This is a genomic window from Mucilaginibacter yixingensis (assembly GCF_041080815.1).
In the GTDB taxonomy this organism is placed as follows: Bacteria; Bacteroidota; Bacteroidia; order Sphingobacteriales; family Sphingobacteriaceae; genus Mucilaginibacter; species Mucilaginibacter yixingensis.
On the sequence record NZ_CP160205.1, the window covers coordinates 790,961 to 816,240 of the forward strand.

Sequence of the window (25,280 nt, forward strand, 5' to 3'; positions counted from 1 at the left end):
ACCCGGCAACTGATGCGGTCGCCAGGTTATAAAGTTCGAATTTTATTAGTTTACTTTTGGTCTGATATGGCCATCTTTATCAAACTCAACCGGTACTAATCCGGCATGTTTCTGGATTGGCGCATCGGCATCATTGCCAAACAACGTGCTGATCCATTGACCCTTATCATCCTGGAAAAAAGTATTGTGGCCGGCATAAGGCACAGAAACATAACGGGCGGAGTATGGGCCCATAATGTTGGTAGCTTCGGCAGTCATACAATGGTAGCGCTCAAAATAGCGTTCGGCGCACGATAGATAGTAGCGGCCGTTGCGTTTAAACATAAACACGCCCTCAAATCCCACATGGTTCAATTGTGTGCAGGGACGCGACGGATGGTGATGATCAATATCAGAATCGGGCACACAGGTAAGTTGCACGGGTTTGGTTACCAGGGCCGTCATATCACTGTTCATTTTAGAGATCATACCGCTGCCACTCAGGAAATAAACGGTGCCGTCATCATCCTGAAACAACGAGGCATCTATGCCTTTGGTAAGTGGTGCATCAGGTTTGTTAACACTAGTGTACGGGCCCTCGGGCTTACCACTGGTGCTGCGTAGTAAGCCGGTGCCCAGTCCGGTAATGCAATAGGCAATGTAATAGTTGCCTTTCAAGTAGTGGATTTCGGGCGCCCACAGTGCGCGGCGTTTCTGACCGTTTTTTTCGGTCCACTGTTTTTGCCAGGTGCCATCGCGGTCAATGCCCCATACCAGGCCCAGCGGTTGCCAGTTTTTCAGGTCTTTTGATCGCCATAGTTTAATGCCCTCATTATCCGTCATAAACTGCGGACCGAGGGTGCCGGTTAAATAATAGGCTCCATCGCCACCTTTGCAAATGCTTACATCGCGCAGCGGTTCATCTAATATGGCGTGCACCTCGGGCATGGGCGGCTCGCCGGTATGCGGGTAATCTTTTACGGTTTTATTAGACGGATATTTTGCCGGCGCAACCTGTGCTTTGCCAGTTGCTGCTATCAATACAAAGCAGGCGGTAACAAGAGCCGCGGCGCCTACAAAATTTTTCTTCATATTATGGTGTCAATTGGTACCCAAATCTAAAGCTTGCAACGGAACTATTGAAATGTATTACGGATGTTACAATCGATTGTTCGGATACTGTAAGCAATCCACAGAGATTCCTTGTTGCCTATAATCAAGCGGTCGAACAGTCCAATTTAATCAAAAACCTTTCGCTTTTATCCTTTTACCTTTCACCTTCCTTTGCCCTTTTAACATTTTTTAACATTTTAGGGCCCCAATTAAGTGGCAAAAAAATTACAGGCTGATTAAGTTTGCCTACCCAAATCAAATATTGAATGGAAGAGTCAAATACCACCGCAACGCCCGTATCGTATTCAACCGATATCAGGGCCTTGAACGAAATGATACAACGCGAGAGCGAGTTCATCGATCTGCTGAAGATGGAGATGGACAAAGTGATTGTAGGGCAGAAAAACATGGTAGACCGCCTGCTGATAGGCCTGCTGGCCGATGGCCACATTCTGTTGGAAGGTGTACCCGGCCTGGCAAAAACGCTGGCTATTAACACCCTGAGCAAGGCCATCCAGGCAGATTTTAGTCGCGTGCAGTTTACGCCAGACCTGTTACCGGCGGATTTGCTGGGTACCATGATCTACAACCAGAAGAAAGAAGAATTTGTGGTGCGTAAAGGTCCGTTGTTTGCCAACTTTGTTTTGGCCGATGAGATTAACCGTGCCCCGGCCAAGGTACAGGCCGCCTTGCTGGAAGCCATGCAGGAGCGCCAGATCACTATTGGCGATAATACTTTCCCGCTGCCAAAGCCATTCCTGGTACTGGCAACTCAAAATCCGCTGGAGCAGGAGGGTACTTACCCGCTGCCAGAGGCGCAGTTGGACCGCTTTATGCTGAAGGTGGTGATTGGTTATCCTAATAAGGAGGAAGAGAAGAAGATTATCCGCAGCAATGTATCGTCACAAGGCATGGCGAAGCCAAATGCTATCATCAAACCAGAAGATATTGTTCGTGCCCGCCAGGTAGCCCGCGAGGTTTATATGGATGAGAAGATTGAGCAATACATCATTGATATTGTTTTTGCTACCCGCTACCCTGATCAGTATAAACTGGGGCAATACAAAAACCTCATTACCTACGGTGGCTCACCTCGTGCCAGTATCAACCTGGCCTTGGCTTCAAAAGCCTATGCGTTTATCAAACGCCGTGGTTATGTTATTCCGGAGGATGTGCGCGCCGTGGCGCATGACGTAATGCGTCATCGTATTGGCCTTAGCTATGAAGCCGAGGCTGAGAACATTACTACCGAGGATATTATTACCGGGATTTTGAATACGGTTGATGTACCGTAACACCCCTCCCGGCCGCCCTCTCAAGGAGTCCTTCGGACCGAAGGGGAGGAGTTGAAGGCGTGATGGTTTGTAATATAATAGACAAATAAGCAAAGAAAGTCTCCCCTTTGGGGAGATCTAGAGGGGTTCTATGGCTAAAGACACCAAAGACCTGCTGAGCAAGGTTAGAAAGATTGAGATAAAAACGCGGGGACTAAGCAGTCACCTGTTCCAGGGCGAGTACCACTCGGCCTTTAAGGGCAGGGGTATGGCCTTTAGCGAGGTGCGCGAGTACCAGGTAGGCGATGAGATTCGTACCATTGACTGGAACGTGACCGCGCGCTTTAATCACCCATACGTTAAAGTGTTTGATGAAGAGCGCGAACTGACCTTTATGCTGTTGATGGATGTGAGTGGGTCTGAACTTTTTGGTACCCAGCATCAACTGAAACAGGAATTGGCAACGGAACTGTGTGCCGTGCTGGCCTTTTCGGCTATTCAGAATAACGATAAAGTAGGGGTGATCTTTTTTAGCGATAAGATTGAAAAATTCATCCCGCCAAAAAAAGGCAGGAGTCATATTCTGATGATTATCCGTGAGCTGATTGATTTTAAACCAGAGAGTAAAGGGACCGATATTGCGGGAGCCATCAAATACTTTTCGGGCGTGATTAAGAAGCGCTGTACGGCTTTTGTGATCTCGGATTTTATTAGTCCGGCGTTTGAGGATGAGCTGAAGATTGCCAACAAGAAGCACGATATCATTGCTCTGAAACTGTTTGACAAGCATGAGGAGGAATTTCCGGATCTGGGATTGATCCCGATGAAGGATGAGGAGAGTGGCGAAGTGATGTGGGTAAACACCGGCGATAAAGAGGTGAGAAAAGCTTTCAGTGCACAAGCCATCAAGCGGAACAGAATGTTGCAGGATACTTTTAAACGCACGGGTGTAGATTATGCCACCATCGGCACGCATGAATCATACGTAAAGCCATTAATGACATTGTTTAAAAAACGTGGGAGCAAGCGATAGCGCATGAAGAGTTTTTTGAAATACCCCCTTTTAATTTTACTGTCGCTGACTTTCGGGCTGAAGGTATTTGCCCAGGCGCCGCTGGTAACAGCCAAGATTGACAGCCCGGTTATAAAAATTGGTCAGCAAACGCTGCTGCACTTTTTTATCCACGGACCAAGAAATGCCCCCATCGGTTACCCTGCGCTGAAAGACAGTCTGACATCTAAAGTACTGATCGTTCGTCCTGATAAAACAGATACCGTAACAGACAGTAATGAGCCTGGTCAGCAGATTATCCGCAGAAATTATGTCATCACTTCTTTTGATGAGGGTTCATATACCATTCCGCCGGTCAAGTTTAAGATAGGAAACGATACCGTAGCTACCGAGCCTATTACGCTGGAGGTTAAAACCGTCAAGGTTGATACCACCAAAGCTATTTATGATATCAAGCAGCCCCTGGCTGTGCCTTACACGCTATGGGACTGGCTGCGTGATAATTGGCCATTTGTGGTTATTCCGCTGTTGATTATAGCACTTATTGCCGGTATCGTCCTCTATCTTAAAAATCGCAAAAAGAAAGAGCCAATTGTAGTTGCGCCGCCAAAACCGGCCGTGCCACCGCATATTGCTACCATCAACCGCCTAAATGAGCTGCGCGATAAAAAGTTATGGCAGATGGATTTTATTAAAGAATACCACGTTGAGCTCACCGATATTATCCGCGATTACTTAACCATCCGCTATGGTATAGCCGCGCAAGAGAAAACTACCGACGAGATATTAACTGCCCTGCGCCATAACCTCGATCAGGCAGACTATACCCGCCTGCAACAAATGTTTGTACTGGCCGATCTTGTAAAATTTGCCAAAGCCAAGCCTGTAGCTGCAGAAAACGAGCAGAGCATGGATAACGCCATTGCATTTGTAAAATCGGTACAGCCAAAAGTAGAACCACCTAAGCAACAAGAAGGAGGCGCCGCAGATGGAGTGGTTTAAGAGTTTGGAGTTTGCGCATAAAGGCTTTTTCTGGGCCTTGCTGCTCATCCCTGCCATGGTGGGCTGGTACATCTGGAAACAGCAGCGGCTGTACGGTACGCTGAGCGTGCCGGTGATAAAAGGATTTGACCTGCCCAAGAAAAAACTGTTCACTAAAATGCGCCACAGCGGTATTGTGCTGCGTTGTTTAGGAATGATCATGCTGATTGTGGCCATGGCCCGCCCGCAATCATCATTAAGCTGGCAAGATAGCACTACTGAGGGGATTGATATCATCATCGCATCAGATATCTCGGCCAGTATGTTGGCAGAAGATTTTAAGCCTAACCGATTAGAGGCCGGCAAAAACATCGCTATCGATTTTATCAAAAATAGACCTAACGATCGTATCGGTCTGGTCATCTTCAGTGGTGAGGCGTTTACGCAGTGCCCATTAACCATTGATCATGATGTATTGGTGAACCTGTATAACGATATCCACAACGGCATGATCCAGGATGGTACCGCCATTGGTATGGGTTTAGCTACAGCTGTTAATCGTATTAAAGACAGCAAGGCCAAAAGTAAAGTGATCATCTTGCTGACTGATGGCTCTAACAACGCCGGTTCTATACCACCGTTAACGGCTGCAGAGATTGCCCATCAGTTTGGTATCCGTGTTTATGCCGTTGGTATTGGTACAACTGGTTTTGCACCTTACCCCGTGCCCACGCCAATGGGAGTGCAGTATCAGCGCATCCCGGTTGATATTGACGAGGGTACGCTGAGTAAAATTGCTAATGCTACTGGCGGCAAGTATTTCCGAGCTACCAACAATCAGGCATTGCAAAGCATTTACAGTCAGATTGATAAGTTGGAGAAAGCCAAGATTGACGTTACCCAGTATCACAAGAAAACGGAATGTTTCTTTCCGTTTGCACTGCTGGGTTTGGTGTTCTTGTTGGCCGAGTTTATTTCACGCAACACATTATTTAAAGGAGCTTTAACCTGATGCTACGTTTTGCACATATAGAATTTTTGTGGGGATTGGCAGGCGTACCTTTGTTGCTGCTGCTCTTTATCTGGGTTACCCGCTGGAAACAGAAAGCCCTTACCCGTCTGGGCGATAAACAGGTGGTGCATAAAATGATGCCCGAGGTATCGTTTTCGCGCCCCTGGTTAAAAGTCATTCTGTGGTTATCGGCATTTACCTTTTTGATCATTGGCTTAGCCGATCCGCAGCTGGGTTCGCATACCGAAGATGTAAAACGCAAAGGTGCAGATCTGATGGTACTGCTGGATGTATCTAACAGCATGTTGGCCGAAGACATAGCCCCAAGCCGACTGGAAAACGCCAAACGCGCCTTAACTCAGCTGGTTGATAATCTGCACGATAATGATCGTATCGGTTTGATTGTATTTGCCGGTCAGGCCTATGTGCAGATGCCGGTAACCACTGATTACTCTGCTGCCAAACTGTTTCTAGGTACTATCAACACTAATATGGTGCCTACACAGGGTACAGCCATTGGCGATGCTATCAATCTGGGCATGAAATCGTTTGATTTTAAGAATGGCACCGGTAAAGCGATGATCATTATTACTGACGGTGAGAACCATGAGGATGATGCCGTTGCCGCTGCCAAAGCCGCGCACGATAGCAATGTGATGATTAATGTGGTAGGCATTGGTTCGCAGGAAGGTGCGCCAATTCCGGTTGTATTGCCAAATGGCCAGCGTCAGGGGTATCACCTGGACGAGAACGGTAAACAGGTTATCACCAAAATGAACGAGGAGGCCTGTAAGGAGATTGCAGCTGCGGGCGGCGGTGTGTACACTCGAGCTACTAATGCGAACAGTGGTTTAGGGGTAGTGATGACGCAGATAGGAAAAGTGCAGCGCAAAATGTACGGCAGCAAATCATTCAAAGATTTTGAAGACCGTTTTCAGTATTTCATTGGCCTGGCCCTGGTGCTGCTGGCGGTGGAGTTCTTTATATCGGCACGCAGAAATATGCGCTTGAGCAGGATTAAATTATTTGAGGTAGAAAACAAATGAAGCAGCTAATTATCACCCTGATATTTTTATTACAGGTATCGCTGCTTTTTGCACAGCAGGAGAAAAAAGATATCCGTAAAGGTAACGAGCTTTATAATCAGAAGAAGTATAAAGAGGCTCAGGCCAGTTACCAGCAAGCCGTTAAAAAGAAACAAACAAGTGCCGAGGCTAATTTTAACCTGGCAGATGCGATGTATAAGCAGAAACAGTATGACGCAGCCGATAAGTTGTTTAATAAAATAGGCTCGAAAGTAAAGAATACCGGTGTGGCGGCATCAGCTTGGCATAACCAGGGTAACTCATTGATGGAGCAGAAAAAGTATGAGGATGCCATTACATCGTACAAAAAATCGTTACTGAACAATCCGAATGATGAGCAGACTCGTTACAACCTAGCCTATGCACAGGAGAAACTGAAGAACCAGAACAAAAACGACAAGAACAAAAACAAGAACGATAAGAATAAGGACAAGAATAAAGATAAGAACAAGGATAAAGACAAAAATAAAAACGATAAGAATAAGGATAACAAGAACGATAAGGACAAGGATAAGAAGGACCAGGACAAGAACAACCAGAATAAAAATAATCAGGACAAACAGAATCAAAACCAGCAGCAGCAACAACAACAGCAACCTCAGTTATCTAAGCAAGATGCACAACGCATGCTGGATGCCCTGAACAATAACGAACAGCAAACACAGGATAAACTGAAGAACGAGAAACTGAAGGGACAAAAAGTACGTGTTGCAAAAGATTGGTAATTATATAAAAATGCGCGCCCGCTATTACATATTGTTTTTTTTAACGTGGATAACCAGCGTTGCCCTGGCGCAAGATGTGCATTTCAGTGCGTCGGCCAGTAAAAATCAGGTAGCGACTGGGGAGATCTTCGAGGTAACATTCTCTGTTAACGGCAATGCCGAGAACTTTACGCCACCATCATTCAGCGGTTTCCAGGTAGCAGGTGGACCGAACGTATCGCAAAGCATGACCTCAATCAATGGTAACACCACCATGAGCATGGGGTACAGTTATGATTTGATGCCGGTTAAGGTTGGCGATTATAACATCGGCGCCGCCAGTATCACTATCAACGGAAAAAAATATACCACACAGCCAATCCATATTAAGGTTGTAAAAGGCGCGCCGGTAAGGCAGCAAAGGCAAAGCCAGGGGCAAGGAGGCGCCAATCCTAATGGCGGTAGTTCAATTGGCGATTTGGATGAGGCTTCTTCTGATATCAGTAAGTCGGTATTTATACGTGCCGTGGTGAGTCGCCCATCGGTTTACCAGGGCGATCAGCTAATGCTGACCTACAAACTGTATACCCGTTTGAACCTGGAGGGTAGTCAGCTGGATAAGATGCCGGATTTTAATGGTTTCTGGAACGAAGAGATTAAACAGCCAAGCCAGAATGTACAGTGGCGCACCGAAGTTTATAATGGCAAAGAATATAACGTAGGTGATCTGAAACAGGTGATCTTATTTCCTGACCACGCCGGCGATATCACCATTGAACCGATGGCCATGACGCTGGTGGTAGATCAACCAATGCCCGCACGCGATATTATGGAGCAGTTCTTTGGCCATAACATCAAACCGGTAAAATATCCCGCAAAAAGCAATAAGGTGGTAGTGCATGTAAAACCCTTGCCAGATGCTGGTAAACCTGAAGGGTTTAATGGTGCAGTTGGAAAGTTTACCGTGTCAACATCGGTGGATAAAAATGAACTGCGTGCCAACGAGACTTTAAATTATAAAGTAACTATTAGAGGTTCTGGTAATATTAAATTGCTCACCGCGCCGACACTTGTTTTTCCTGCCGATTTTGAGAAGTACGATCCAAAAGTTACTGATAGTACTATTACAACCGAGAAAGGAGTGACGGGCTATCGGACGTTTACTTATCTGATTATTCCGCGGCATGAAGGCGATTTTACTATCGACCCTATAAAGTTTTCTTATTATAACCCATCAACGGGCAGCTATGTAAGCTTGCCCGGTCAAAGCTTTAAGATTAAAGTAAAGAAGGGTTTGCATGAAAACAGTGTGACTGCCTATTCGGATCAGCAAGACGTCAAACAGTTAGGTAAGGATATTCGCTACATCAAGACTGGCAGTGGCGATTTGCAAAAAGGGAATGAGCCGTTCTTTGGTTCCATTTCTTATTATATACTGTTATTACTTGGGCCGCTGGCCTTTGGTGGTGCCTGGTGGTACCGTAAATGGCATGCCCAGTACAATGCCGATGTGGTGAAAGTAAAAGGCCGCAGGGCAAGTAAGGTTGCGGCTAAGCACTTGGCTAACGCCAAAAAGCAGTTGGCTGCTGGTAACTCCAAACTGTACTATGAGGCCGTATTCCGCGGATTGTATGGCTATCTGAGCGACAAGCTGAACATCCCCGTAGCCGAATTGACTAAAGAAAACATCGCTGCAGGCTTGCGTAAACGCGGCGTTGATGAGCCGCTGATCAGTCAGTTGACGGATACATTAGATTTATGCGAGATGGCCCGCTATGCGCCGGTATCAGGCATATCAGAACAAGAAGTTTTTGAAAAAGCAAAAGTTACAATAGATGGCATTGAAGATAAGATATAACCGCATGGCTTGCCTGCTGGTGGTACTGTTGCTGCCGGTACTGGCTTTTGCTGCAGATTCTGCTAAGTTTGAGCAGGGAAATGGTCTATACGCTAAGGGCAATTATAAGGGTGCCATTGGGGCATACAATAGTTTACTGAAAGACGGATATACATCAGAAGCTTTATACTATAACTTAGGCAATGCCCATTATAAAAATGGTGATAATACTGAAGCCGTTTATTACTTTGAGAAAGCGCACAAACTCTCACCTGGTGATGAGGATGTAAACATTAACCTACAGTTTGCCCGTCTTAAAACTGCCGATAAACTTGATCAGCCCACACAGTTTTTCCTTACCCGCTGGTGGCAAGGGTTGATGCTTGGCTTCTCGTTAAAAGGGCTGGCCATTTTCAGCATAGTTTGTTTCTTGCTGGCTTCGGGCGCATTGATCAGCTATTTATATGCTGTTTCGGTTGGCGTTAAAAAAGGCTCTTTTTACGGAGCAATAGTGTTGTTTGCCATCGGTGTATTTTCTATTGTTTTAGCCAGCAGCCAATCTGATTATTTTAATAATAACCGCGAGGCGGTGATCTTTACGGCATCAGTAACCGTAAAAAGTGCGCCATCAAACGCAGCAAAAAATCTGTTTGTATTGCACGATGGAACCAAGGTTTCTATCACCGGACGCAATGCCGGATGGACCAAAATTAAACTTCCCAACGGTACCGAAGGCTGGATTATCAGTACAGATGCCCGCGAGATATAAATCGATGATTCTATAGAAAGCAAAGCGGTAGGTGATTAACTCATCTGCCGCTTTGCTGTTTAAGCAGAAAGAGGGCTAGTGACGATTATTCGGCAGGCTCAAACTTGTTTTTATAATACCATTCGAGTAAGTAAACGCCATCGCTCCACGTTAATTTACCATCGGCTGCAATTTGCGCGACAAGGATGGCAATGTTGTGCAGAAATGCACTCTTAATATCACCTTCAAGTTGCTGCAAGGTTTGTATAGCGCAATTGGCAATGGCTTCCGGTTCCGTTAGTTCGCCACAATTATCGGCCAGTTTAAGCTCGGCGAGTAATTGCGGTAATTGCTGTCTTAAAACGGTTTTAATTTTATCATCAACATCGCCGGGGATAATTGCGGTAAGTATATCAGCGGTAGGAGAATCAACAGCTTTTTTGATGTTTTCCGCAACGATCACACCAAGGTGGATAGCCGATTGATATTCGGTTGGCAGGCTGTCAAAAAGGCTTTTGACGCTGGCCCATAATTTTTTCAGGAAAGAGATCAGACTCATTATCATTTAATTTTAAAAGTGGCTTTCTTCAATAGTTCCACCTCGGTTTGCAATACGGCCACCTGGCCCTCAAGAACTTTTAAACGGATTTCGCTGACACGAGCTTGTGCTTCCTGCGCTGCCGTTTCTAAACTCAAACACACGATCTGTCCGGTTAAAGTTTTTGATCATTTGCTGCAATGGTTGAGAACGTTCGCAGATATTGTGGGCATCGCGCAGCACACCGGCCTTAAGGTTGGGAATATCCTGACCCACCACGGTAATCACCACTTTTTCTGTACAGGCCAGGCAAAACAATACTTGTTGTATAGCATAGGTTTTGCCAGAGCTGGTGCCGCCCTGATTAATTACCACGGGGGCAGTGGCGTTGTAATTATATTTAAATAAGATGCCGGTTTCCATTTGTTGGTCATTGGTCAATAGTTATTGGTTTAGAGCGGCACATCTTTCTCGCTGCCAACAGGTTGCGGACCGCTTTCAATCAGCTTAATCTCTAAATGGGACTGGGCTGATGTGGTGTTGCTATCGCCCTTATCTGTCCACCCCAATTTTTTCAGTGCGAAGATGATACCGGCAGATTGTGCGTGCAGTTTCTTTTCATATTCAGCTTCCACCTGCAGGCGCCCGCGTTTTAAAAAATTGGCATATTCTCCTTCGCGTTCGTAGGTCTCAAAATCATCGAGACTTTCAAAGCCCAGGAATAGCGCCAGACCGCTAAGGGTAGGAGGTTCAGGCTCGCGGTCCCATATTTTTTGGAGCGATGTATCATCAGCGGCCTTACCTTTTAACGGCACGCTTGCCATGTGCCACTCGCCGGCGGCGTGCGCAAAGTAATTGCCTATCAACTTTTGCAGTTGCCTGGCAGAGCTAAATATCATGAAATAAAGTGTTTATGTTTAAAATGCCGAATGGCATAAATATGATATAAAGATAGCGAAAATAATTAGCAATTGCAAGTGTTTTTAGCATAGATTACTGTGTTAAATTATTGTTGACTTTTTTGCAGTTTACGCGCTTTTTTAACCCGAAATTGGTGTGTTATACACTTTACAATTTTTATTTACAATTAATTTGCGAATGCGCTTGCCGATGGCTACTTTCGGTCAAAATCCTCATTTTCAGTATAAATTATTAACAGTCCTTGTTAATATGCTGTTAAAAATCTTCTCTTTTCGGTTAATAACCTGTTGGTAAAAAGTCCCTTATCTTATTCAACAAGAAAATTAACTACATGTTATTTATTTTAAATTGGTGTTACGAAAAGATTTGGACTGTTAAGTGCTATTGATTATGAATGCGTTTTATAGAAAGTTAACAAAGTTCGGCTCGCTGGTTATGTCCTGCAGCCGCGAGCGTCAACTGGATATGGCCGACTATTTCACCGTACTGTTGCCTGCTCACCCGGTAGTGAAACATCCCGAGAGGTTTCGCCCCGAGCTTACGTTTAATGATGGTTGCCCTGGCGCCGTAAGGAATGAAGTGGCAATTCTGTTTAACAAAGCCTTTGGCGAAGAGTGATGTGTTAACGCATCCTTGTCGGTTAATTATCGTATCCGGTATTCGTCCCGGAGGGAGGAGATGTGTGCGCGATCAATACTCGCGCTCGGCATAGATCTCTGTCTCTACCAACTGCGTAAGCAACTTCTTTAGCATTGCTTCGCGTGCCCATTGCTGCTCTGCCGGGCTTGCGTCGTCTTTGTACCATTGAAGGGGCTCGTTAATGGTGATGCGCGATTGGTAAACAAACTTCTTTTTAGGGTGAATTTTTGTACCCTCATAGCTATTCAAATTTTCTGCCTTAATAAGGCGTGCAAACTGCTTTGCATGAATGGTTAACTGCAGGCATTCGTCAAGGCTGTTTTTGTAATCCTGCTTGTCTTCCAGCCAAAGGGTAAGCGTATCGCTACTCAGCTCATGATCTGCAATGGCAATGCGGCTATAATCAAAATCAACAGAGATAATGAGCCACCAAAGCTCATTTTTTAGTTTGTGTGAGATATTTATCATCGGTCTAGAATTTATCGGGTGATTGGTTTATCGGTTGCTGCAAGCTTTCAGTGATGTATGATTTGCAGGCTGATGCAATGGTGGCATCCATCCAGGTATGTATTGCTGGATAGCCGCAATGGTATCGCGATGTTTAAGGCAAGCAACGGTGTAGCCATCAAGTCGTTCGGTTTGGGGCGATGATTGGGTTTGGCTAAGTGCAGAGTAGGCGATATACATGGTGTTTTCAGGTTTAGGAAAGTAATCTTTAATTGCTTCTGTAAATTCTGTGTTAATTCTTTATTGTTAAATTTTGTCAGTTCAGGTATAAGTATTAACTTCGTTTATTGACAATACAAATATAAAGAATAATCTTTATTTAAATCAAGAAATTTTAAAATAATTTTCTGGATATGGATGCACCCGAAAAATCATCGAAGATTAAAAAGATCAGGCCCGAAACGCTGGAGTTTATCATTCTATATAATCAATTAAAGGGAAAAGCCTTTAGTGGTAATATTGAATTGGCTGAGGTGCTGGGGTTTAACTCGGCTAGCAGTATTACAGAAATTACCAAAAGCAGGCAAAATATAGATCCAGAAAAATTACAGATATTTAAAGATAAATACAGAGAATTTTTATATCCTGTAAAAAATACGGAAAGTGTAGTAGTCGCTCCTGCAAAAAATGTTTTTGTGGGCATACCTATGTACGAGGTTACAGCAACAGCCAGCGGCGTTGAGGTTTATAATGATATTAATGACACCAGTCCGGTAGGGCACATGAATTTTCCGGGGATTGAAGATTGCGATTTTGCTCTGCCGGTTTGGGGACACTCTATGTATCCGTACCTGGAAAACGGTTGTTGGGTAGCGCTAAAAATAATTCATGATATGAAGATTTTGCCCGGCGAGGTGTATTATATAGAGTGGGGCGATTATCGTATGTATAAACGCCTGCTGGCCGGCGATAACGTTGACGAGGTGATTGCGCACTCAGACAACACGACTGAGATGATTGGCAACCGCCTAAAATATGCGCCATTTGTTATAAAACTGGCCGATATTAAGAAACTCTGCCTGGTAAAAGACATCCATAAAAAGCATAATCATTAAATACACTAAGGGAGGTGCATGGGTTGACGCAAGATGCTGTGAATGAAAGTTTAGCGCAAAAAGAAGTAGATAATATTTTTTCTTTGTAACAGAAAATTTATACTTTCGGCATACCGATTAATTTAAACATTTGCATTAAACCCCTCATGAATGTAGATACTCTTCTTGGTGCCGCTGCTGTAGTGCTGGCAACAACACTTGTTTATACACTATTGCGCCGAAAAAAGGTAAATAAGGTATTGCAGCAAAACAATACCGTACCACCTTTGATGCTGCAAAGATCAACCCAGCTAAAATTAACACGCTTACAGGAGGCCACTCAATACAATGAGGCAGGCCAAAGACAACTTCAACGCCTGGTAAATGATTATCAGAACAAAAAAATTAGCATTAAAGAGTACAACGATAAGCTGGACGCGTTAATCAATAAGCTAAATATTGAAGTTTAACCGTGCAGATAACCAACAAAGCTATAACTTTAGGGTTACCAATATAAACGTAACCCATGGATATTATAGTGTTGCTGGCATTCGGCTTTTTGCTGCTGGGCGCGATTCTGATTTTCAGAAAATCGCATAGCCGGGAAGTGGATCACTTTATGCAGAGTCGCCATGGCGTACAACCGCTGTTCAAAGAGCGATCCACCCAGATTAAATATCATACCCTGCACGATTTACTGCAAGTTCATGCTGATGCCCTGGCGCAACTGGAGCAACTGAAACATGATTATGACGAGCATGTAATTAATGTAGATGAGTATGAAGCCAGTCTGGATATTATGATGAAAGACCACCACGCTCAATAATTTATTTTATTTGCCATTTGCAGCTGTTATTTTATATCATTGCAGCTCAAACAGCTTATATGGCATCAGCAGCAGACGACGGCGTTGTAAAAAGGCTTAAAGTGATTGTAAAAGATCACGGCGGACAGCTGGCCCTGGCCAACCTGATTGGCGTAGATCAAGGTTTCATCAGCAAGGTGATCAACAAAAAGCAGGATGTAAGCTACTATCTCATCAAAAAGCTCTGCTTTCAACTCAAATATTCGCCAGAGTGGCTCATTCTGGGGACGGGCAACAAACAGATCCTCAAGCAAGAATCAGCCAAACTGATTACCGAAATACAAATGCTGCGTACCGAAGTAGACATTTTACAGGCCCGTATGAAAGCCTACGAGATGGAGCTGAGCGAGGTGCGTAATGCACTGCCTGATCGAAAGCAGGCGTAGTGTATTTCGAATTTCGAATGTTCAATTTCGAATTTATCTATTTTAAAATCTAGATTTACGATAATTTGAAATTCAAAATCCGAAATCGACCATCCCAGATCCGAAATTATTTCTCCGCCTCCTCTTCTCCTTTATCGCCCGCATGATGATGAAAGCAAGACTGATGAGGCAACAACTCAAACTCGCCATTCGCAACTCACTGATTAGGCTGCTTTTGAAACTTTAATAGTTTCAATTAGGTAATGAGTCATCAGTTCTTTTTCGGCCATAATCATGGCAAAATCGGTATAGGCCATGCCGTTCTCAAAGGGGTAAACGGTATAGCCGCGTTTGTTGGCATCATAGGCGCCTAGTTCAAAAATCTCTTCGTGTTTTTTGCCTTTAATTTTAGCGCCTTGCACTAACTGATAGGCATCTTGTATGGCATTAAATGTCATGTCTTTCATAGTGCTTTGGCTAGTGCAATTTCTTTGCCAAAGCACCAGATGCCTCAGCTAAACCAGCTAAACAGCTCGTTTTGGGTGAGGGCTGTCTTTTTTTCTGAACTCAGATCGTGCAGTATTTTACCTTCGGCCATCTGGATGATGCGGTTACCGTAGGTAAAGGCGTCTTTCAGATTATGGGTGATGAGGATGCCAGTGAGGCTATAATCTTTAACCAACTGATCGGCCGTTTGCATCACCAGATCGGCAGAGCGGGGGTCGAGTGCGGCTGAGGGCTCATCCAGCAGCAAGATTTTGCAATCATCCATCACACTCATCAGTAGGGTAAGCGCCTGGCGTTGTCCACCGGAAAGCGTACCCATTAGCTGACCGGTTTTATTTTCCAGTCCCATGCCCAGGCGGGCTATCTGTTCTTTTACTTTGCTTTTAAAGCCATCGTTGATGCCGATGCTGAATCCCTTGCGTTTGGTGCGCAAAGCAGCCAGGCGAAAGTTGTCAAGGATGCTCAGATCAGGCGCTGTACCGCTCAATGGGTTTTGAAATACCCTGGCCACCCACCGGCTGCGTTGATAATCATGCAATCGGCTCACATCGTTCCTATCAATACTTACTGAACCGGATGATGGCAATATGCTGCCCGCAATCAGATTAAGCAAGGTTGACTTGCCCGAGCCGTTAGAGCCCACAATTACCAAATAATCGCCATTGGCAATATTCAGGTTGATGCCATTGATGGCTTGCACCTCATTAGGCAAGCCTTTATTGAAAGTTTTGTAAAGGGATTGGATATCAATCATGCTGCCCTCCCTCTTAAGGTGATGCGCGGCAAGCTTACAATCAGTAATACAAAGGCTGCAGTAACCATTTTTAGATAATTGGCATCAATGCCGATGCTGAGGGTAAAGGCCAGCACAAACTGAAAGATGATAGCGCCAGCCAATACCAGCGCCAAACTAGCCCAAACCGAGGTAATGCGCAGCCAGTTGATCACCGTCTCTGCTATAATTACCGATCCTAGTCCCACAATTACCACACCTATGCCCATGCTGATATCAGCAAATAACTGAAACTGCGTAACCAGGAACCCGCTCAATGCGGTAAGTGCATTGGCCAGTGCCAGCCCAATTATTTTCATCCTATCGGTGTTTACGCCCAGCGCGCGTACCATGCTTTCGCTGTTACCGGTGGCACGCATGGCCACGCCAAAATCGGTTTTCAATAAATAACCTATGATGAGCGTGGCGGCCACTACAAACAGTAAGACAATGAGCAAAGTATTCTGATCATCAACCTTACTGATATGGATCAGGCCGAATAACAATTTAGAAGCGTCAGTGAGCGGGATGTTTGAGCGCTGCATGATGATGAGGTTGACGGAATACAATGCCGTCATAACCAGTATTCCTGCCAATAGCGCGTTGATTTTGAGTTTGGTATGGATCAACCCGGTTAATGCCCCGGCAATAGCGCCGGACGCCGCTACGGCCAGCAATACCAGCCAGATGTTCTGCTGATGCATAAACATCACGGCAGTCACCGCCCCGCCAAGTGTATAACTGCCATCGGTAGTAATATCCGGGATATTAAAAATCTTCATAGAAATGAAGATGCCCAGCGCCAGCATACTGAGGCAAAGACCCATAATTAACGCACTGAGGTAGAAACCCATTTTTAGATAGCCTGGTAGTTTGCAGGTACAGTAATGTGATATTTAGCTGCCGCGGCTTTATTGTAAACACGCTTGCGAATTTTTACCATTTCTGGTTTCAATCCATCCATTTTGCGGGTTTTGAGGTATTGCGCGGCTTGCAAGCCCGCCTGGTAACCCCATTGATAAATATCGGCACCGAAAGCCGCTACTGCGCCACGTTTTACTAAACCGGCTTCGCTGGTAAAGATGGGTACAAACTTGGCATCACAGCTTTGCTTGATGGTCTCGAACGCCGAGAATACCACGTTATCCGGATTGGCAAAAAATGCGTCGATATTTTTATCCAGTAATGATTGGGTAACCAATTTGGCATCGGCCGAACTATTGAGCGGCATGGCAATCAGGGTAATGCCTAATTTGTCAGATTGCTCTTTGATGCGTTGCATGGCGTCTACCGATTGCGGCTCGGCCTGGTTATAGATCATACCAACCTTTAATTTACCCATTCCCGGTTTTAATAGTTTTGGGATGAGCGCGAAAGAGGTATCAATATAAGGCAGATCTTCAATTACGCCGAACAGATTGGCCGGGGCTTTGCCGTTGGCATCTAAAACCTTCATACGCGCAGGCGTAGGCGATACCATCTCACAGATAGGAATGGTTTTGGTGCGTTGCACCGCTGCCAGTGACGATACCGTGGTGCTGGTAGCCAGCAGATCAACCGGTTTGCTAATGTAGTTGTTGATGATCTGGGTGAGCGTTACCTCGCTGCCCTGTGCGTTGCCATATTCAATTTTAACCGTATGCTGCTCCTCACTGTAGCCTTTGTCCTTCAATGCGTCGGTAAAACCAATGCGGGCCTGTGCAATAGTTTCATCTGGAAAAGCTTCCACAAAACCAACTACCGGTACAGACGATGATGATTTCTGTTGCTGCCCGCAAGAGGCCAGCGCGGCAACCAGCGCCACGTATAAAAAAGTTTTCAAAGGCTTCATAGAACGAAAATAACCTTTTTGTTGCTAAGGTTGATGCAGTGATGGTAAAACCTGGGAATTTTACTTGGGTATTGCGGTTGGGGCCAGATGCAAGGCATTGTTTGCAGTCGCTCGCGTCTTCGCGAGTGACGACTATCACGCGGCCTCTGGCCGCCGTACGTTAAACCATATGTTTGCGGCTGCCAGAGGCCGCGAGATAATGGTCACTCGGCTGGAGCCGAGCGACTGCAAGTATAAGTTTACTAAACCGCCGTGCTCAGTAGCTTAATATTCTCAAACATATCTTTAGCGGCTTGTGCAGCTTTGGGATGTTCTGCCTGGGGGATGCGGGTGTTGAGTATTTGTACAAACTGTTTCCAGCGGTCAACCAGTTTATCGCCATAAACCTGGTAGTAATGGTAGCCCAGTTGCAGGGGTTCCAGTTGCGGGTTCACTTTCAGGCGCTTTACAATAACGTTGCCGCCCAAGGTGGCACCTTCTAATACGTACATGGCTCCCAGTATAGAGGCGTCATCGGTTGGGATAGCTTTTAGATCGGGATTGTTTTTGGGGACTGAGACCTGCATCTCTTCCAGATCTTTTTCCAGTGCCTGAAACTTGGCGCGTTCATCGGCCTGTAATTCATGGCGCAGGGCGGGAGAGAGGTTGTTCAGCAGGTCGTCCTCAAAAATAGCATGACTGAGGTAGTTGGTGAGTAACAGTTTTTTATACTGATCGGCAGTTAAGGTGCCGTGCATAATATCGTTCACAAACATCAGTTGCTCCAGGTCATTATGTTGGGTTGATGTGGCTTGTTTTAGTAGTTCTTGCAGCATTTTAGAAAGTAGGAAGACCGCCGATTAATTCAGCAGATTATTTACGCAATTATATAAATCTTTTAGTACAAAAGGTTTGGGCAACCAGGCATCTGCATGTAGGCTGGCTGCTAAAACAGACACCTGTGGATGTCCTGAAAATAGCACGATGGGGGTATTGTTGAAGGCCGCATGTAAACGCAACTCGGCCAAAATACCGGCGGCATCCTGCTGGCCTATCCAGTTGTCCAGGATAATCAGATCTGGCATTACCTCTCCGCAGCGGTTAACAATATTGGCGTTATCCGTTTCAATAGAAACATCATATAAGCCAGAAAGCACCGTTTCTACGGTTTCAGCCAAATCTCTGTCATCATCTATTACCAATATCTTTTTCATCGTTTTAATTAACGTTAAGGTGCTTGGTGAACCAGAAATCATGCAACGACCGCAGGCAAGATATGAGGTTTAAATACCCCGATGGCTTGGTTAAATAGGCATTTGCGCCAAACTCCATCGACGCCTTAATATCTTTGGGGTTTTCTGATGTGGTGAAAAATATCACTGGCACATACTTGAGGTAAGGTATCTCGCGGATGCGACGAACCAGATCAAGGCCAGAAAGACCAGGCAAATTCAGGTCTAACAAAATTAGTTTTGGTTTAACACTATTGGTGGTTAGCTGGTGCAGCATTTCAAGTGCATCAATGCCATTTTCAATAATGCTGATAGATACCCTATCGTCAACCTCTTTAACGGCCTGTTGCATTATAAAAGCAAAGTCAGTATCGTCTTCAACATAAAAAATATCGGGCGCGCTCATCTCTATAAATTTCTAAAAGCTACGTAAAAAACTGTGCCAACTTTTAGCTTGCTATCAAACCAAATGCGTGCCTGGTGTTTTTCAACTATGCGTTTAACAATGGCAAGACCTACGCCGGTGCCATCAAAATCCTTCACATTATCCATGCGTTTAAAGAGTTCAAACACCCTGCTGAAGTAGTTGACGTCAATCCCCACGCCGTTGTCTGATACACTGTAGATGGTTTCATTATGCTCTACCACTCCTTTTACCTCTACTAAACCCGGGTTAGCACGCGATGAGTATTTAACCGCATTATTAATCAGGTTGGTAAACACCTGGGTAATCATTATCTGGTCGCCATAGATGTTGGGGGTATCGCCAATAACCAGTTTGAGGTTTGGCGGATTAAGGGCGTTCATCACCTCGCCGGTTATCTCTTTGAGCAGGGCTGCCATATCAATCTTATTGTATTTTACGTCAGCACGCCCCACGCGGGTATAGTTCAGTATTTCCTGGATCAGCAGGTTCATTTTGTCGGCCCCGTTAACTACACGGCCCAGAATGCGGCGGGCATTATCATCTAAACTTGTATTAGATTGCAGCAAAAATTCTGAATAACTTTTGATAGACGACAGCGGTGTACGCAGATCGTGCGAGATGGTGTAGCTAAAAGTATCCAGTTCTTCATAAGCCAGTTGCAAGCGCTCATTGAGCAGCCTGATCTCATTAGCCTTTCTGTTGATGGCGTAGATAATCTCCTCGCGTATTTTTACCACTGCCGATACTTCCTCATTACTCCACCGGTCTGAGGTGTGTTTGACAATCTCGGTCCACGCCTCAAATGATTGCCGCGGATTGAGGTACAATAGTCCGTCCTCGCCTTTTTCAACAGGTTTATCAGGTTTGCCCGCCCAGCTAATGGAGGTGAGTTGCTCGGGTTTGAACCATATAACCAGTTCGCTCAGGTCTTTAGAAAGACTGCAGGCCATAATGCCGCTGGCCGTGTTGCTATAGGCGCGGGCAGCGGTATGTATCTCCGGGAAACGGTTGGTATAGTAAATGGCATCGCTCATGTTGGCCTGCAGCCAGGTGGCAATGTCGGCAATCTGTTCATCGGTTGGGGTGTTGCCAATGGTGGTAATGGTGTTGTTAAAGATAACGGCGGCGCCGGCGGCCTCGGTAATATCTTTAATGGTGGTTTTGCCGGCAACTAAAGCCTCCTGCAGGTTGCCATAGTTTTTGAGGTTGCCAGATACGGTATTGGCCGCGGCAATGAGTTGTTGCAGCTTCTCGGTATCCTCTTCATCCTGGCGATACTCTAAGGCCGATGATAGCAGCTGACCGATCAGTTTGGCGGCATCGCGCGCCTTATAGTTAATAAAACGGGGCGAGTAGTTATGGCAGGCAATCAGTCCCCAAAGCTCGCCGTGGGCGATGAGCGAGATACTGAAGCTGGACGCCACGCCCATGTTTTTTAAATATTGAATGTGGATGGGCGATACGGCCCGCAGGCCCGAATGCGTCAGATCAAGCGGGGCGGCATCTTTCTGATAGGTAATGATGGGGGCGTCCTCGGCATAAACATCGGCAATGATGCGGGTAAGATTGATCTTGTATAGCTCACGAGCCTGTCGCGGTATATCGCTTGCCGGATAATGCAGGCCGAAGAATGGTTCCAGATCATCATTCTTTACCTCGGCAACCACCTCGCCGTGGCCATCGTCATTAAAGCGGTAGATCATCACGCGGTCATAAGCTATCACTTTCTTCACTTCGGCAGCGGCATTGGTAAGCAGCGTTTCCAGGTTACGGCCAGACAGAATTTCTGTTACCGACCGACCGATCACTTTCTGCACATCCAGCGCCAGGTTTGATTCGGCGGGTTCAAACTCCATTACCAGTTGATTGCCGGATGGATTGATGATGATATACCAGGCCTGGCCATTAATATCAATGCCGAAGGGGTTGATATTCTCAAAGCTCTTGTTGTGTTTGCCAACACTCAGCAATTGAGAGAGTTGCTCGGCAGGGGCGGTGGGGTTAAGGGCTATGCTCAGCTCATTAATGTGTTTACCCAGCAAGTCCTGGGCGTTCATGCCGGCAAAATGCCCGGTATTTTGGCTAATGTAGGTAATCAATAGATCGGCCGATGATACCGATACCAGGAAGCCGTGGGGCTGCACCTTACCGGGGATATGTATAGGCTCTTTATCACAGTTGGTCAGATCAACCTGGAATTGCTGCATAGAAATGATTTAAGTAGATATAAGGCAAATTACTAAAGTACACCAATGTTTTTATGTATGGCAAGTTTATAGCCTGCGTGTTTGTTTTCTTAGCCTGAAAGTTTCGGTTGACGGCGTGAGCCGTTTTGCATAAACAGCAAAAGCAGATTTATGTTTAGGATTGATGGCCTTTATGTTGTGCTGAGCGATAGAATCCCGGCGGTGGGACTGTGAATGTGCAATGACAAACGAGAGGGCTGTCAGTCTGAGCTTGTCGAAGACTCGCGCGGAGAGGCCCACCCACTTTTGTTGGTAAGGTTAGTGCAGATGTTGAACGTCAGTCCGGCTCAGTCGCCGCCGGAAGGCTGTTACTTTGAGGCGGCAAAGTAACCAAAGCGCTTAACAGCGTAATGGCTTCTTTGCCGCACAAAGCCTTACCCTGCAAATCAGTCAGCACCACAGGGCCGCAATTGCCGCCCCCGCTGTCGCAGCACACAAATCCTGCGCTTCAGGCGGCAATTGAATGCCCTCTTCCACCACACAGACCCTTCCTGTGCTGCCCGCTTTCGCCCGAAGCCCGACGCTGTTGGTTAACGGCTAATCATGTCATTTCACCTTCATAGTCCCGCAGACGGGATTCTATTACTTAGCATGACATCCTTTTTTAACATGTCATGCTGAGCGATAGCGAAGCATCTCTGATGCAAATCTTTTAGACGGTCCTCAGAGATGCTTCGTTCCTCAGCATGACATAATTTAGTAAAGCCACTCTCTACAGAAGAGGAGTTGGGAGGGTTTTTTAACATATAATAACACCCGCCAACGCTTATTTTGCCTACTTTGCAAGCGCATGATACCTGTAACATCTAAATTGCCCCATACGGGCACCACCATTTTTACTGTAATGAGCGCCCTCGCGCAAGAGGTTGGCGCCATCAACCTGTCGCAGGGTTTTCCTGATTATGATTGCCCGCCCGAGCTGGTTGCCCAGGTGTGCGAAGCCATGCAGCGCGGGCAAAATCAATACGCCCCCATGGCCGGACTGATTGAACTGCGCGAGCAGATTGCCCAAAAAGTTGAGCGCCTGTATGGTGCCACCTATAACCCCGATACCGAAGTAACGGTTACTGCCGGCGGCACACAAGCCATTTTTACAGCCATTAGTGCCGTAATTCACCCTAATGATGAGGTGATTATTTTTGAGCCGGCTTATGATAGCTATGCCCCCACCATCCGTTTGATGGGCGGCGTGGTAAAATCGCTGGAGTTGGAGCCACCCAATTACCGCATCCCCTGGGATATGGTGAGGCGGCTGATTACCAACCGCACGCGCATGATCATCCTCAACACACCGCAAAACCCTACGGCTACTATTTTGCATCAGGAGGATATTGATCAGCTGGTGGCCCTGGTAAAAAATCAGGATATTATGATTTTGAGCGATGAGGTTTATGAGCACCTGGTGTATGATGGTAACCGCCACCAAAGCATGGCCCTGCATCCAGAACTGCGCGATCGTAGTTTTATCACCGTATCATTCGGTAAGCTGTTCCATAACACGGGCTGGAAACTGGGCTACTGCCTGGCGCCTGCCAAGCTGATGCAGGAGTTTAGAAAAATACATCAGTACCTGGTGTTTAGCGTTAACACGCCCATGCAGGCAGGCATTGCGGCTTATCTGAAGGATGAAAATACGTATCTGGGGCTGGCCAGCTTCTTCCAGCAAAAGCGCGATCACTTCAGGGCCGGGTTGGAGCAAACGCGTTTTAAGCTGCTGCCCTGCGAGGGATCATACTTCCAGTGCGTAAGCTATGGGCACATGAGCAGTGAAAAAGATACCGACCTGGCTATCAGGCTTACAAAAGAGTTTAAAGTAGCTTCAATCCCGGTTTCGGTGTTCTATAACCGGGGTACAGATCATCATATTTTACGTTTTTGTTTTGCCAAAAGACAAGAAACGTTGGATAATGCCGTTGAAAGATTAATTAAAGTTTAAATTTAGTAATTAGATTGCTGGTTAATTAGAGATAAGTTAATCAGCCGGACTGGCAGAGTTGTTTTGCAATACAGCTATCCCGGGCGAATGTGAGTAACCTTATACAATATCTATTTATCAGTTAATATCGTATAAGATGGTTAGATGTGGTAAATAGTTGATCATTCCACATCTAATTACCAATTATTACCTAATCAACCAACCAGCTTATGGAGAACTTAAAGATCACTGTTTTTCAGGGATATTTATTTTGGGAGAATATTGATAAGAACCTGCAAAACATTGCGCTGCGCCTGCAAGGCGGCCTGCGGGAAAAGACCGATCTGATCATCCTGCCCGAAATGTTTAATACCGGTTTTAGTATGGATGCCGCTCGCCTGGCCGAGCCTATGGGCGGTAAAACCATGCAATGGATGACCGATATAGCCGCCAAATACGCCTGCGTTATTACCGGCAGCTTTATTGTTGCCGAGGGTGGCAAATACTATAACCGCCTGATATGGATGCGGCCCGATGGCACTTATGAGCATTATGATAAGCGCCACCTGTTTGCCATGGGCAAAGAGCACCTTACCTACACGGCCGGCAGCAAAAAGCTGATTACCGAGCTAAAAGGCTGGAAAGTTTGCCCCATGATTTGCTATGATCTGCGTTTCCCGGTATGGATGCGCAATGTAGACGCCGCTTATGATCTGCTGCTGATAGTAGCCAACTGGCCAGAGAAACGCGCCCTGCACTGGCGCACCCTGCTGCCTGCCCGTGCGGTAGAAAATCAGGCCTACGTAATAGGCGTAAACCGCGTTGGGCACGATGGTAACGAAGTTTACCACAGCGGCGACAGCACCTGCGTAAGCCCCAATGGCGATGTTGTTTACTACCGCCGAGACGAGGAAGACCTCTACACCTTCAGCATCAGTGCCGATGAACTGAAACGCGTACGCCGCGCCATGCCTTTCTTAAAAGATGCCGACCGGTTTGAAATTGATGAGGCCGTGTTGAGGGTAGAGTAAAAAATGTTAAGAAACACCCAACATAGCGACATGCCCCTGTGAGTTAGCATAAATAAAGCAGGGGTGTGTCTTTTTATTTGTAACCTGATTAATAATTCAGCGGCGATCTACTGGTATGTCTGCAACGCACAATACGGATCTGATCTTTCAGGATACGGTACGAAATACGGTAATGATATTTCTCAAAAGCTCTCCAACTACCGTCGTTCTCTTTCTTGAAATGGTCTAATGGATGTTTTCAGGATCTTTGGTTAGATCGATGGTCATATCGATTAAAGTATCTCTAACCATCTCGGCATTTTTTAATGAATCGAGCGCGATGTAATTGAATGCCTTTCTTAGTTCAGCTATGGCGCTCTTGCTCCAAACAACTACCATTTACTGGCTTCTGCTTTCAGGTCTGTAGCAGTCGTATATTCGCCTTTTTCAATTTCGGCGTCTCCCTTTTCAAGATCCTTGTTGTACTGAGCAACAGTTTGTGGTTTTTCAATGGTTTGAAAGCTGATCTGCATCAATTTCAAAGAATTAATTAACCACTCCCGTTTAGAAGGGTCTTTAATCTTATCAAAATCAATTATCAGATCCATAACCGTTATTTTATTAATACGAATTTAAGCAAAAATACTAAGCAATTAAATAAGCCTCGTGTTACTATTATGCAATAACTGTGCCCCCAAACAAAAAAGGCGCCCTAAAGCGCCTTTCCTATTTTCTACTCACAATTCA

30 protein-coding genes are annotated in these 25,280 nt (G+C 45.7%); 15 read left to right on the forward strand and 15 right to left on the reverse strand.

What is annotated here, in order from left to right:
• Positions 1–45 precede the first annotated feature (45 nt).
• Positions 46–1,071, reverse strand: coding sequence for a family 43 glycosylhydrolase (locus ABZR88_RS03265; RefSeq protein ID WP_107829633.1), 1,026 nt, complete (start codon positions 1,069–1,071; stop codon positions 46–48).
• Between the two features lie 353 nt (positions 1,072–1,424).
• Between ABZR88_RS03265 and ABZR88_RS03270 the strand changes: the two genes are divergently transcribed.
• The 8 genes from ABZR88_RS03270 to ABZR88_RS03305 all read left to right on the forward strand — a co-directional run bounded on the left by ABZR88_RS03270 (position 1,425) and on the right by ABZR88_RS03305 (position 9,766).
• Complete coding sequence (locus ABZR88_RS03270) at positions 1,425–2,387, forward strand: MoxR family ATPase (RefSeq protein ID WP_342748750.1); 963 nt, start codon at positions 1,425–1,427, stop codon at positions 2,385–2,387.
• Positions 2,388–2,517: 130 nt separating this feature from the next.
• The gene (locus tag ABZR88_RS03275) at positions 2,518–3,399 is read left to right on the forward strand and encodes a DUF58 domain-containing protein (RefSeq protein WP_107829637.1); all 882 of its coding nucleotides are present in this window, start codon (positions 2,518–2,520) and stop codon (positions 3,397–3,399) included.
• Between the two features lie 3 nt (positions 3,400–3,402).
• Positions 3,403–4,380 (forward strand): BatD family protein, encoded by a 978-nt coding sequence (locus ABZR88_RS03280; RefSeq protein ID WP_107829639.1) that lies wholly within the window; start codon positions 3,403–3,405, stop codon positions 4,378–4,380.
• Positions 4,367–5,371, forward strand: coding sequence for a VWA domain-containing protein (locus ABZR88_RS03285; protein ID WP_211309842.1), 1,005 nt, complete (start codon positions 4,367–4,369; stop codon positions 5,369–5,371). The genes ABZR88_RS03280 and ABZR88_RS03285 overlap by 14 nt, the downstream gene beginning before the upstream one ends.
• Positions 5,371–6,417, forward strand: coding sequence for a VWA domain-containing protein (locus tag ABZR88_RS03290; protein ID WP_107829641.1), 1,047 nt, complete (start codon positions 5,371–5,373; stop codon positions 6,415–6,417). The genes ABZR88_RS03285 and ABZR88_RS03290 overlap by 1 nt, the downstream gene beginning before the upstream one ends.
• Complete coding sequence (locus tag ABZR88_RS03295; protein ID WP_107829643.1) at positions 6,414–7,181, forward strand: tetratricopeptide repeat protein; 768 nt, start codon at positions 6,414–6,416, stop codon at positions 7,179–7,181. The genes ABZR88_RS03290 and ABZR88_RS03295 overlap by 4 nt, the downstream gene beginning before the upstream one ends.
• A 10-nt stretch (positions 7,182–7,191) precedes the next feature.
• On the forward strand, positions 7,192–9,018 hold the full coding sequence (locus ABZR88_RS03300; protein ID WP_107829645.1) for a BatD family protein: 1,827 nt from the start codon (positions 7,192–7,194) through the stop codon (positions 9,016–9,018).
• Positions 8,996–9,766, forward strand: coding sequence for a tetratricopeptide repeat protein (locus tag ABZR88_RS03305; protein WP_107829647.1), 771 nt, complete (start codon positions 8,996–8,998; stop codon positions 9,764–9,766). The genes ABZR88_RS03300 and ABZR88_RS03305 overlap by 23 nt, the downstream gene beginning before the upstream one ends.
• Before the next feature lie 85 nt (positions 9,767–9,851).
• Here ABZR88_RS03305 and ABZR88_RS03310 read toward each other — a convergent pair whose 3' ends face one another.
• From ABZR88_RS03310 to ABZR88_RS03320, 3 genes are all read right to left on the reverse strand, one after another.
• Complete coding sequence (locus ABZR88_RS03310) at positions 9,852–10,304, reverse strand: hypothetical protein (protein ID WP_107829649.1); 453 nt, start codon at positions 10,302–10,304, stop codon at positions 9,852–9,854.
• 69 nt (positions 10,305–10,373) lie between these two features.
• Positions 10,374–10,724 carry a hypothetical protein gene (locus ABZR88_RS03315; protein WP_146166568.1) on the reverse strand — a complete coding sequence of 117 codons (351 nt, stop codon included), beginning with the start codon at positions 10,722–10,724 and terminating at the stop codon, positions 10,374–10,376.
• An 11-nt stretch (positions 10,725–10,735) separates the two neighbouring features.
• Positions 10,736–11,182 carry a terminase small subunit gene (locus ABZR88_RS03320; protein ID WP_107829653.1) on the reverse strand — a complete coding sequence of 149 codons (447 nt, stop codon included), beginning with the start codon at positions 11,180–11,182 and terminating at the stop codon, positions 10,736–10,738.
• 457 nt (positions 11,183–11,639) lie between these two features.
• On the opposite strand from ABZR88_RS03320, the gene ABZR88_RS03325 reads away from it, so the two are divergent.
• Entirely contained in the window at positions 11,640–11,822 is a 183-nt protein-coding gene (locus ABZR88_RS03325) for a hypothetical protein (RefSeq protein ID WP_146166569.1), read from the forward strand.
• Positions 11,823–11,894: 72 nt separating this feature from the next.
• Here the strand turns inward: ABZR88_RS03325 and ABZR88_RS03330 are convergent, their stop codons facing one another.
• Both ABZR88_RS03330 and ABZR88_RS03335 read right to left on the reverse strand, forming a co-directional pair.
• On the reverse strand, positions 11,895–12,311 hold the full coding sequence (locus ABZR88_RS03330) for a hypothetical protein (protein WP_107829657.1): 417 nt from the start codon (positions 12,309–12,311) through the stop codon (positions 11,895–11,897).
• A 27-nt stretch (positions 12,312–12,338) separates the two neighbouring features.
• A complete protein-coding gene (locus ABZR88_RS03335) occupies positions 12,339–12,530 on the reverse strand; it encodes a hypothetical protein (RefSeq protein WP_146166570.1) in 192 nt (63 codons plus the stop codon).
• Between the two features lie 173 nt (positions 12,531–12,703).
• On the opposite strand from ABZR88_RS03335, the gene ABZR88_RS03340 reads away from it, so the two are divergent.
• From ABZR88_RS03340 to ABZR88_RS03355, 4 genes are all read left to right on the forward strand, one after another.
• The gene (locus tag ABZR88_RS03340; protein ID WP_107829659.1) at positions 12,704–13,405 is read left to right on the forward strand and encodes a S24 family peptidase; all 702 of its coding nucleotides are present in this window, start codon (positions 12,704–12,706) and stop codon (positions 13,403–13,405) included.
• A gap of 146 nt (positions 13,406–13,551) precedes the next feature.
• The gene (locus tag ABZR88_RS03345) at positions 13,552–13,854 is read left to right on the forward strand and encodes a hypothetical protein (RefSeq protein WP_107829661.1); all 303 of its coding nucleotides are present in this window, start codon (positions 13,552–13,554) and stop codon (positions 13,852–13,854) included.
• A gap of 56 nt (positions 13,855–13,910) precedes the next feature.
• Positions 13,911–14,210, forward strand: a complete 300-nt coding sequence (locus ABZR88_RS03350; RefSeq protein WP_107829663.1) for a hypothetical protein — start codon at positions 13,911–13,913, stop codon at positions 14,208–14,210.
• 59 nt (positions 14,211–14,269) lie between these two features.
• Positions 14,270–14,635: a helix-turn-helix transcriptional regulator gene (locus ABZR88_RS03355; protein WP_146166571.1), complete on the forward strand. Its 366-nt coding sequence runs from the start codon at positions 14,270–14,272 to the stop codon at positions 14,633–14,635.
• Between the two features lie 203 nt (positions 14,636–14,838).
• On the opposite strand, the gene ABZR88_RS03360 is transcribed toward ABZR88_RS03355, so the two are convergent.
• From ABZR88_RS03360 to ABZR88_RS03395, 8 genes are all read right to left on the reverse strand, one after another.
• A complete protein-coding gene (locus tag ABZR88_RS03360) occupies positions 14,839–15,081 on the reverse strand; it encodes a hypothetical protein (RefSeq protein ID WP_107829666.1) in 243 nt (80 codons plus the stop codon).
• A 44-nt stretch (positions 15,082–15,125) separates the two neighbouring features.
• Positions 15,126–15,875, reverse strand: a complete 750-nt coding sequence (locus tag ABZR88_RS03365) for an ABC transporter ATP-binding protein (RefSeq protein ID WP_107829668.1) — start codon at positions 15,873–15,875, stop codon at positions 15,126–15,128.
• A complete protein-coding gene (locus tag ABZR88_RS03370) occupies positions 15,872–16,747 on the reverse strand; it encodes an ABC transporter permease (protein WP_107829670.1) in 876 nt (291 codons plus the stop codon). Before ABZR88_RS03370 ends, ABZR88_RS03365 begins: the two co-directional genes overlap by 4 nt.
• Positions 16,748–16,749: 2 nt before the next feature.
• Entirely contained in the window at positions 16,750–17,724 is a 975-nt protein-coding gene (locus ABZR88_RS03375) for an ABC transporter substrate-binding protein (protein ID WP_107829672.1), read from the reverse strand.
• A 242-nt stretch (positions 17,725–17,966) separates the two neighbouring features.
• A complete protein-coding gene (locus ABZR88_RS03380; RefSeq protein WP_107829674.1) occupies positions 17,967–18,539 on the reverse strand; it encodes a biliverdin-producing heme oxygenase in 573 nt (190 codons plus the stop codon).
• Between the two features lie 24 nt (positions 18,540–18,563).
• Complete coding sequence (locus tag ABZR88_RS03385; protein WP_170113640.1) at positions 18,564–18,917, reverse strand: response regulator; 354 nt, start codon at positions 18,915–18,917, stop codon at positions 18,564–18,566.
• A gap of 4 nt (positions 18,918–18,921) precedes the next feature.
• Positions 18,922–19,341: a response regulator gene (locus ABZR88_RS03390; RefSeq protein ID WP_107829678.1), complete on the reverse strand. Its 420-nt coding sequence runs from the start codon at positions 19,339–19,341 to the stop codon at positions 18,922–18,924.
• Between the two features lie 2 nt (positions 19,342–19,343).
• Positions 19,344–21,569, reverse strand: coding sequence for an ATP-binding protein (locus tag ABZR88_RS03395; protein ID WP_107829680.1), 2,226 nt, complete (start codon positions 21,567–21,569; stop codon positions 19,344–19,346).
• Positions 21,570–22,398: 829 nt separating this feature from the next.
• Between ABZR88_RS03395 and ABZR88_RS03400 the strand changes: the two genes are divergently transcribed.
• Positions 22,399–23,544, forward strand: a complete 1,146-nt coding sequence (locus tag ABZR88_RS03400) for a methionine aminotransferase (protein ID WP_107829683.1) — start codon at positions 22,399–22,401, stop codon at positions 23,542–23,544.
• Positions 23,545–23,753: 209 nt separating this feature from the next.
• Positions 23,754–24,554: an amidohydrolase gene (locus tag ABZR88_RS03405; RefSeq protein WP_107829685.1), complete on the forward strand. Its 801-nt coding sequence runs from the start codon at positions 23,754–23,756 to the stop codon at positions 24,552–24,554.
• Between the two features lie 371 nt (positions 24,555–24,925).
• Here the strand turns inward: ABZR88_RS03405 and ABZR88_RS03410 are convergent, their stop codons facing one another.
• Positions 24,926–25,141 carry a hypothetical protein gene (locus ABZR88_RS03410; RefSeq protein ID WP_107829687.1) on the reverse strand — a complete coding sequence of 72 codons (216 nt, stop codon included), beginning with the start codon at positions 25,139–25,141 and terminating at the stop codon, positions 24,926–24,928.
• Positions 25,142–25,280: the final 139 nt, after the last annotated feature.

Coding starts and splice junctions, on each gene's coding strand:
- ABZR88_RS03265 (WP_107829633.1), bottom strand. CDS start 1,071: ATGAAGAAAAATTTTGTAGGCGCCGCGGCTCTTGTTACCGCCTGCTTT.
- ABZR88_RS03270 (WP_342748750.1), top strand. CDS start 1,425: ATGATACAACGCGAGAGCGAGTTCATCGATCTGCTGAAGATGGAGATG.
- ABZR88_RS03275 (WP_107829637.1), top strand. CDS start 2,518: ATGGCTAAAGACACCAAAGACCTGCTGAGCAAGGTTAGAAAGATTGAG.
- ABZR88_RS03280 (WP_107829639.1), top strand. CDS start 3,403: ATGAAGAGTTTTTTGAAATACCCCCTTTTAATTTTACTGTCGCTGACT.
- ABZR88_RS03285 (WP_211309842.1), top strand. CDS start 4,367: ATGGAGTGGTTTAAGAGTTTGGAGTTTGCGCATAAAGGCTTTTTCTGG.
- ABZR88_RS03290 (WP_107829641.1), top strand. CDS start 5,371: ATGCTACGTTTTGCACATATAGAATTTTTGTGGGGATTGGCAGGCGTA.
- ABZR88_RS03295 (WP_107829643.1), top strand. CDS start 6,414: ATGAAGCAGCTAATTATCACCCTGATATTTTTATTACAGGTATCGCTG.
- ABZR88_RS03300 (WP_107829645.1), top strand. CDS start 7,192: ATGCGCGCCCGCTATTACATATTGTTTTTTTTAACGTGGATAACCAGC.
- ABZR88_RS03305 (WP_107829647.1), top strand. CDS start 8,996: ATGGCATTGAAGATAAGATATAACCGCATGGCTTGCCTGCTGGTGGTA.
- ABZR88_RS03310 (WP_107829649.1), bottom strand. CDS start 10,304: ATGAGTCTGATCTCTTTCCTGAAAAAATTATGGGCCAGCGTCAAAAGC.
- ABZR88_RS03320 (WP_107829653.1), bottom strand. CDS start 11,182: ATGATATTTAGCTCTGCCAGGCAACTGCAAAAGTTGATAGGCAATTAC.
- ABZR88_RS03325 (WP_146166569.1), top strand. CDS start 11,640: ATGTCCTGCAGCCGCGAGCGTCAACTGGATATGGCCGACTATTTCACC.
- ABZR88_RS03330 (WP_107829657.1), bottom strand. CDS start 12,311: ATGATAAATATCTCACACAAACTAAAAAATGAGCTTTGGTGGCTCATT.
- ABZR88_RS03335 (WP_146166570.1), bottom strand. CDS start 12,530: ATGTATATCGCCTACTCTGCACTTAGCCAAACCCAATCATCGCCCCAA.
- ABZR88_RS03340 (WP_107829659.1), top strand. CDS start 12,704: ATGGATGCACCCGAAAAATCATCGAAGATTAAAAAGATCAGGCCCGAA.
- ABZR88_RS03345 (WP_107829661.1), top strand. CDS start 13,552: ATGAATGTAGATACTCTTCTTGGTGCCGCTGCTGTAGTGCTGGCAACA.
- ABZR88_RS03350 (WP_107829663.1), top strand. CDS start 13,911: ATGGATATTATAGTGTTGCTGGCATTCGGCTTTTTGCTGCTGGGCGCG.
- ABZR88_RS03355 (WP_146166571.1), top strand. CDS start 14,270: ATGGCATCAGCAGCAGACGACGGCGTTGTAAAAAGGCTTAAAGTGATT.
- ABZR88_RS03360 (WP_107829666.1), bottom strand. CDS start 15,081: ATGAAAGACATGACATTTAATGCCATACAAGATGCCTATCAGTTAGTG.
- ABZR88_RS03365 (WP_107829668.1), bottom strand. CDS start 15,875: ATGATTGATATCCAATCCCTTTACAAAACTTTCAATAAAGGCTTGCCT.
- ABZR88_RS03370 (WP_107829670.1), bottom strand. CDS start 16,747: ATGGGTTTCTACCTCAGTGCGTTAATTATGGGTCTTTGCCTCAGTATG.
- ABZR88_RS03375 (WP_107829672.1), bottom strand. CDS start 17,724: ATGAAGCCTTTGAAAACTTTTTTATACGTGGCGCTGGTTGCCGCGCTG.
- ABZR88_RS03380 (WP_107829674.1), bottom strand. CDS start 18,539: ATGCTGCAAGAACTACTAAAACAAGCCACATCAACCCAACATAATGAC.
- ABZR88_RS03385 (WP_170113640.1), bottom strand. CDS start 18,917: ATGAAAAAGATATTGGTAATAGATGATGACAGAGATTTGGCTGAAACC.
- ABZR88_RS03390 (WP_107829678.1), bottom strand. CDS start 19,341: ATGAGCGCGCCCGATATTTTTTATGTTGAAGACGATACTGACTTTGCT.
- ABZR88_RS03395 (WP_107829680.1), bottom strand. CDS start 21,569: ATGCAGCAATTCCAGGTTGATCTGACCAACTGTGATAAAGAGCCTATA.
- ABZR88_RS03400 (WP_107829683.1), top strand. CDS start 22,399: ATGATACCTGTAACATCTAAATTGCCCCATACGGGCACCACCATTTTT.
- ABZR88_RS03405 (WP_107829685.1), top strand. CDS start 23,754: ATGGAGAACTTAAAGATCACTGTTTTTCAGGGATATTTATTTTGGGAG.
- ABZR88_RS03410 (WP_107829687.1), bottom strand. CDS start 25,141: ATGGATCTGATAATTGATTTTGATAAGATTAAAGACCCTTCTAAACGG.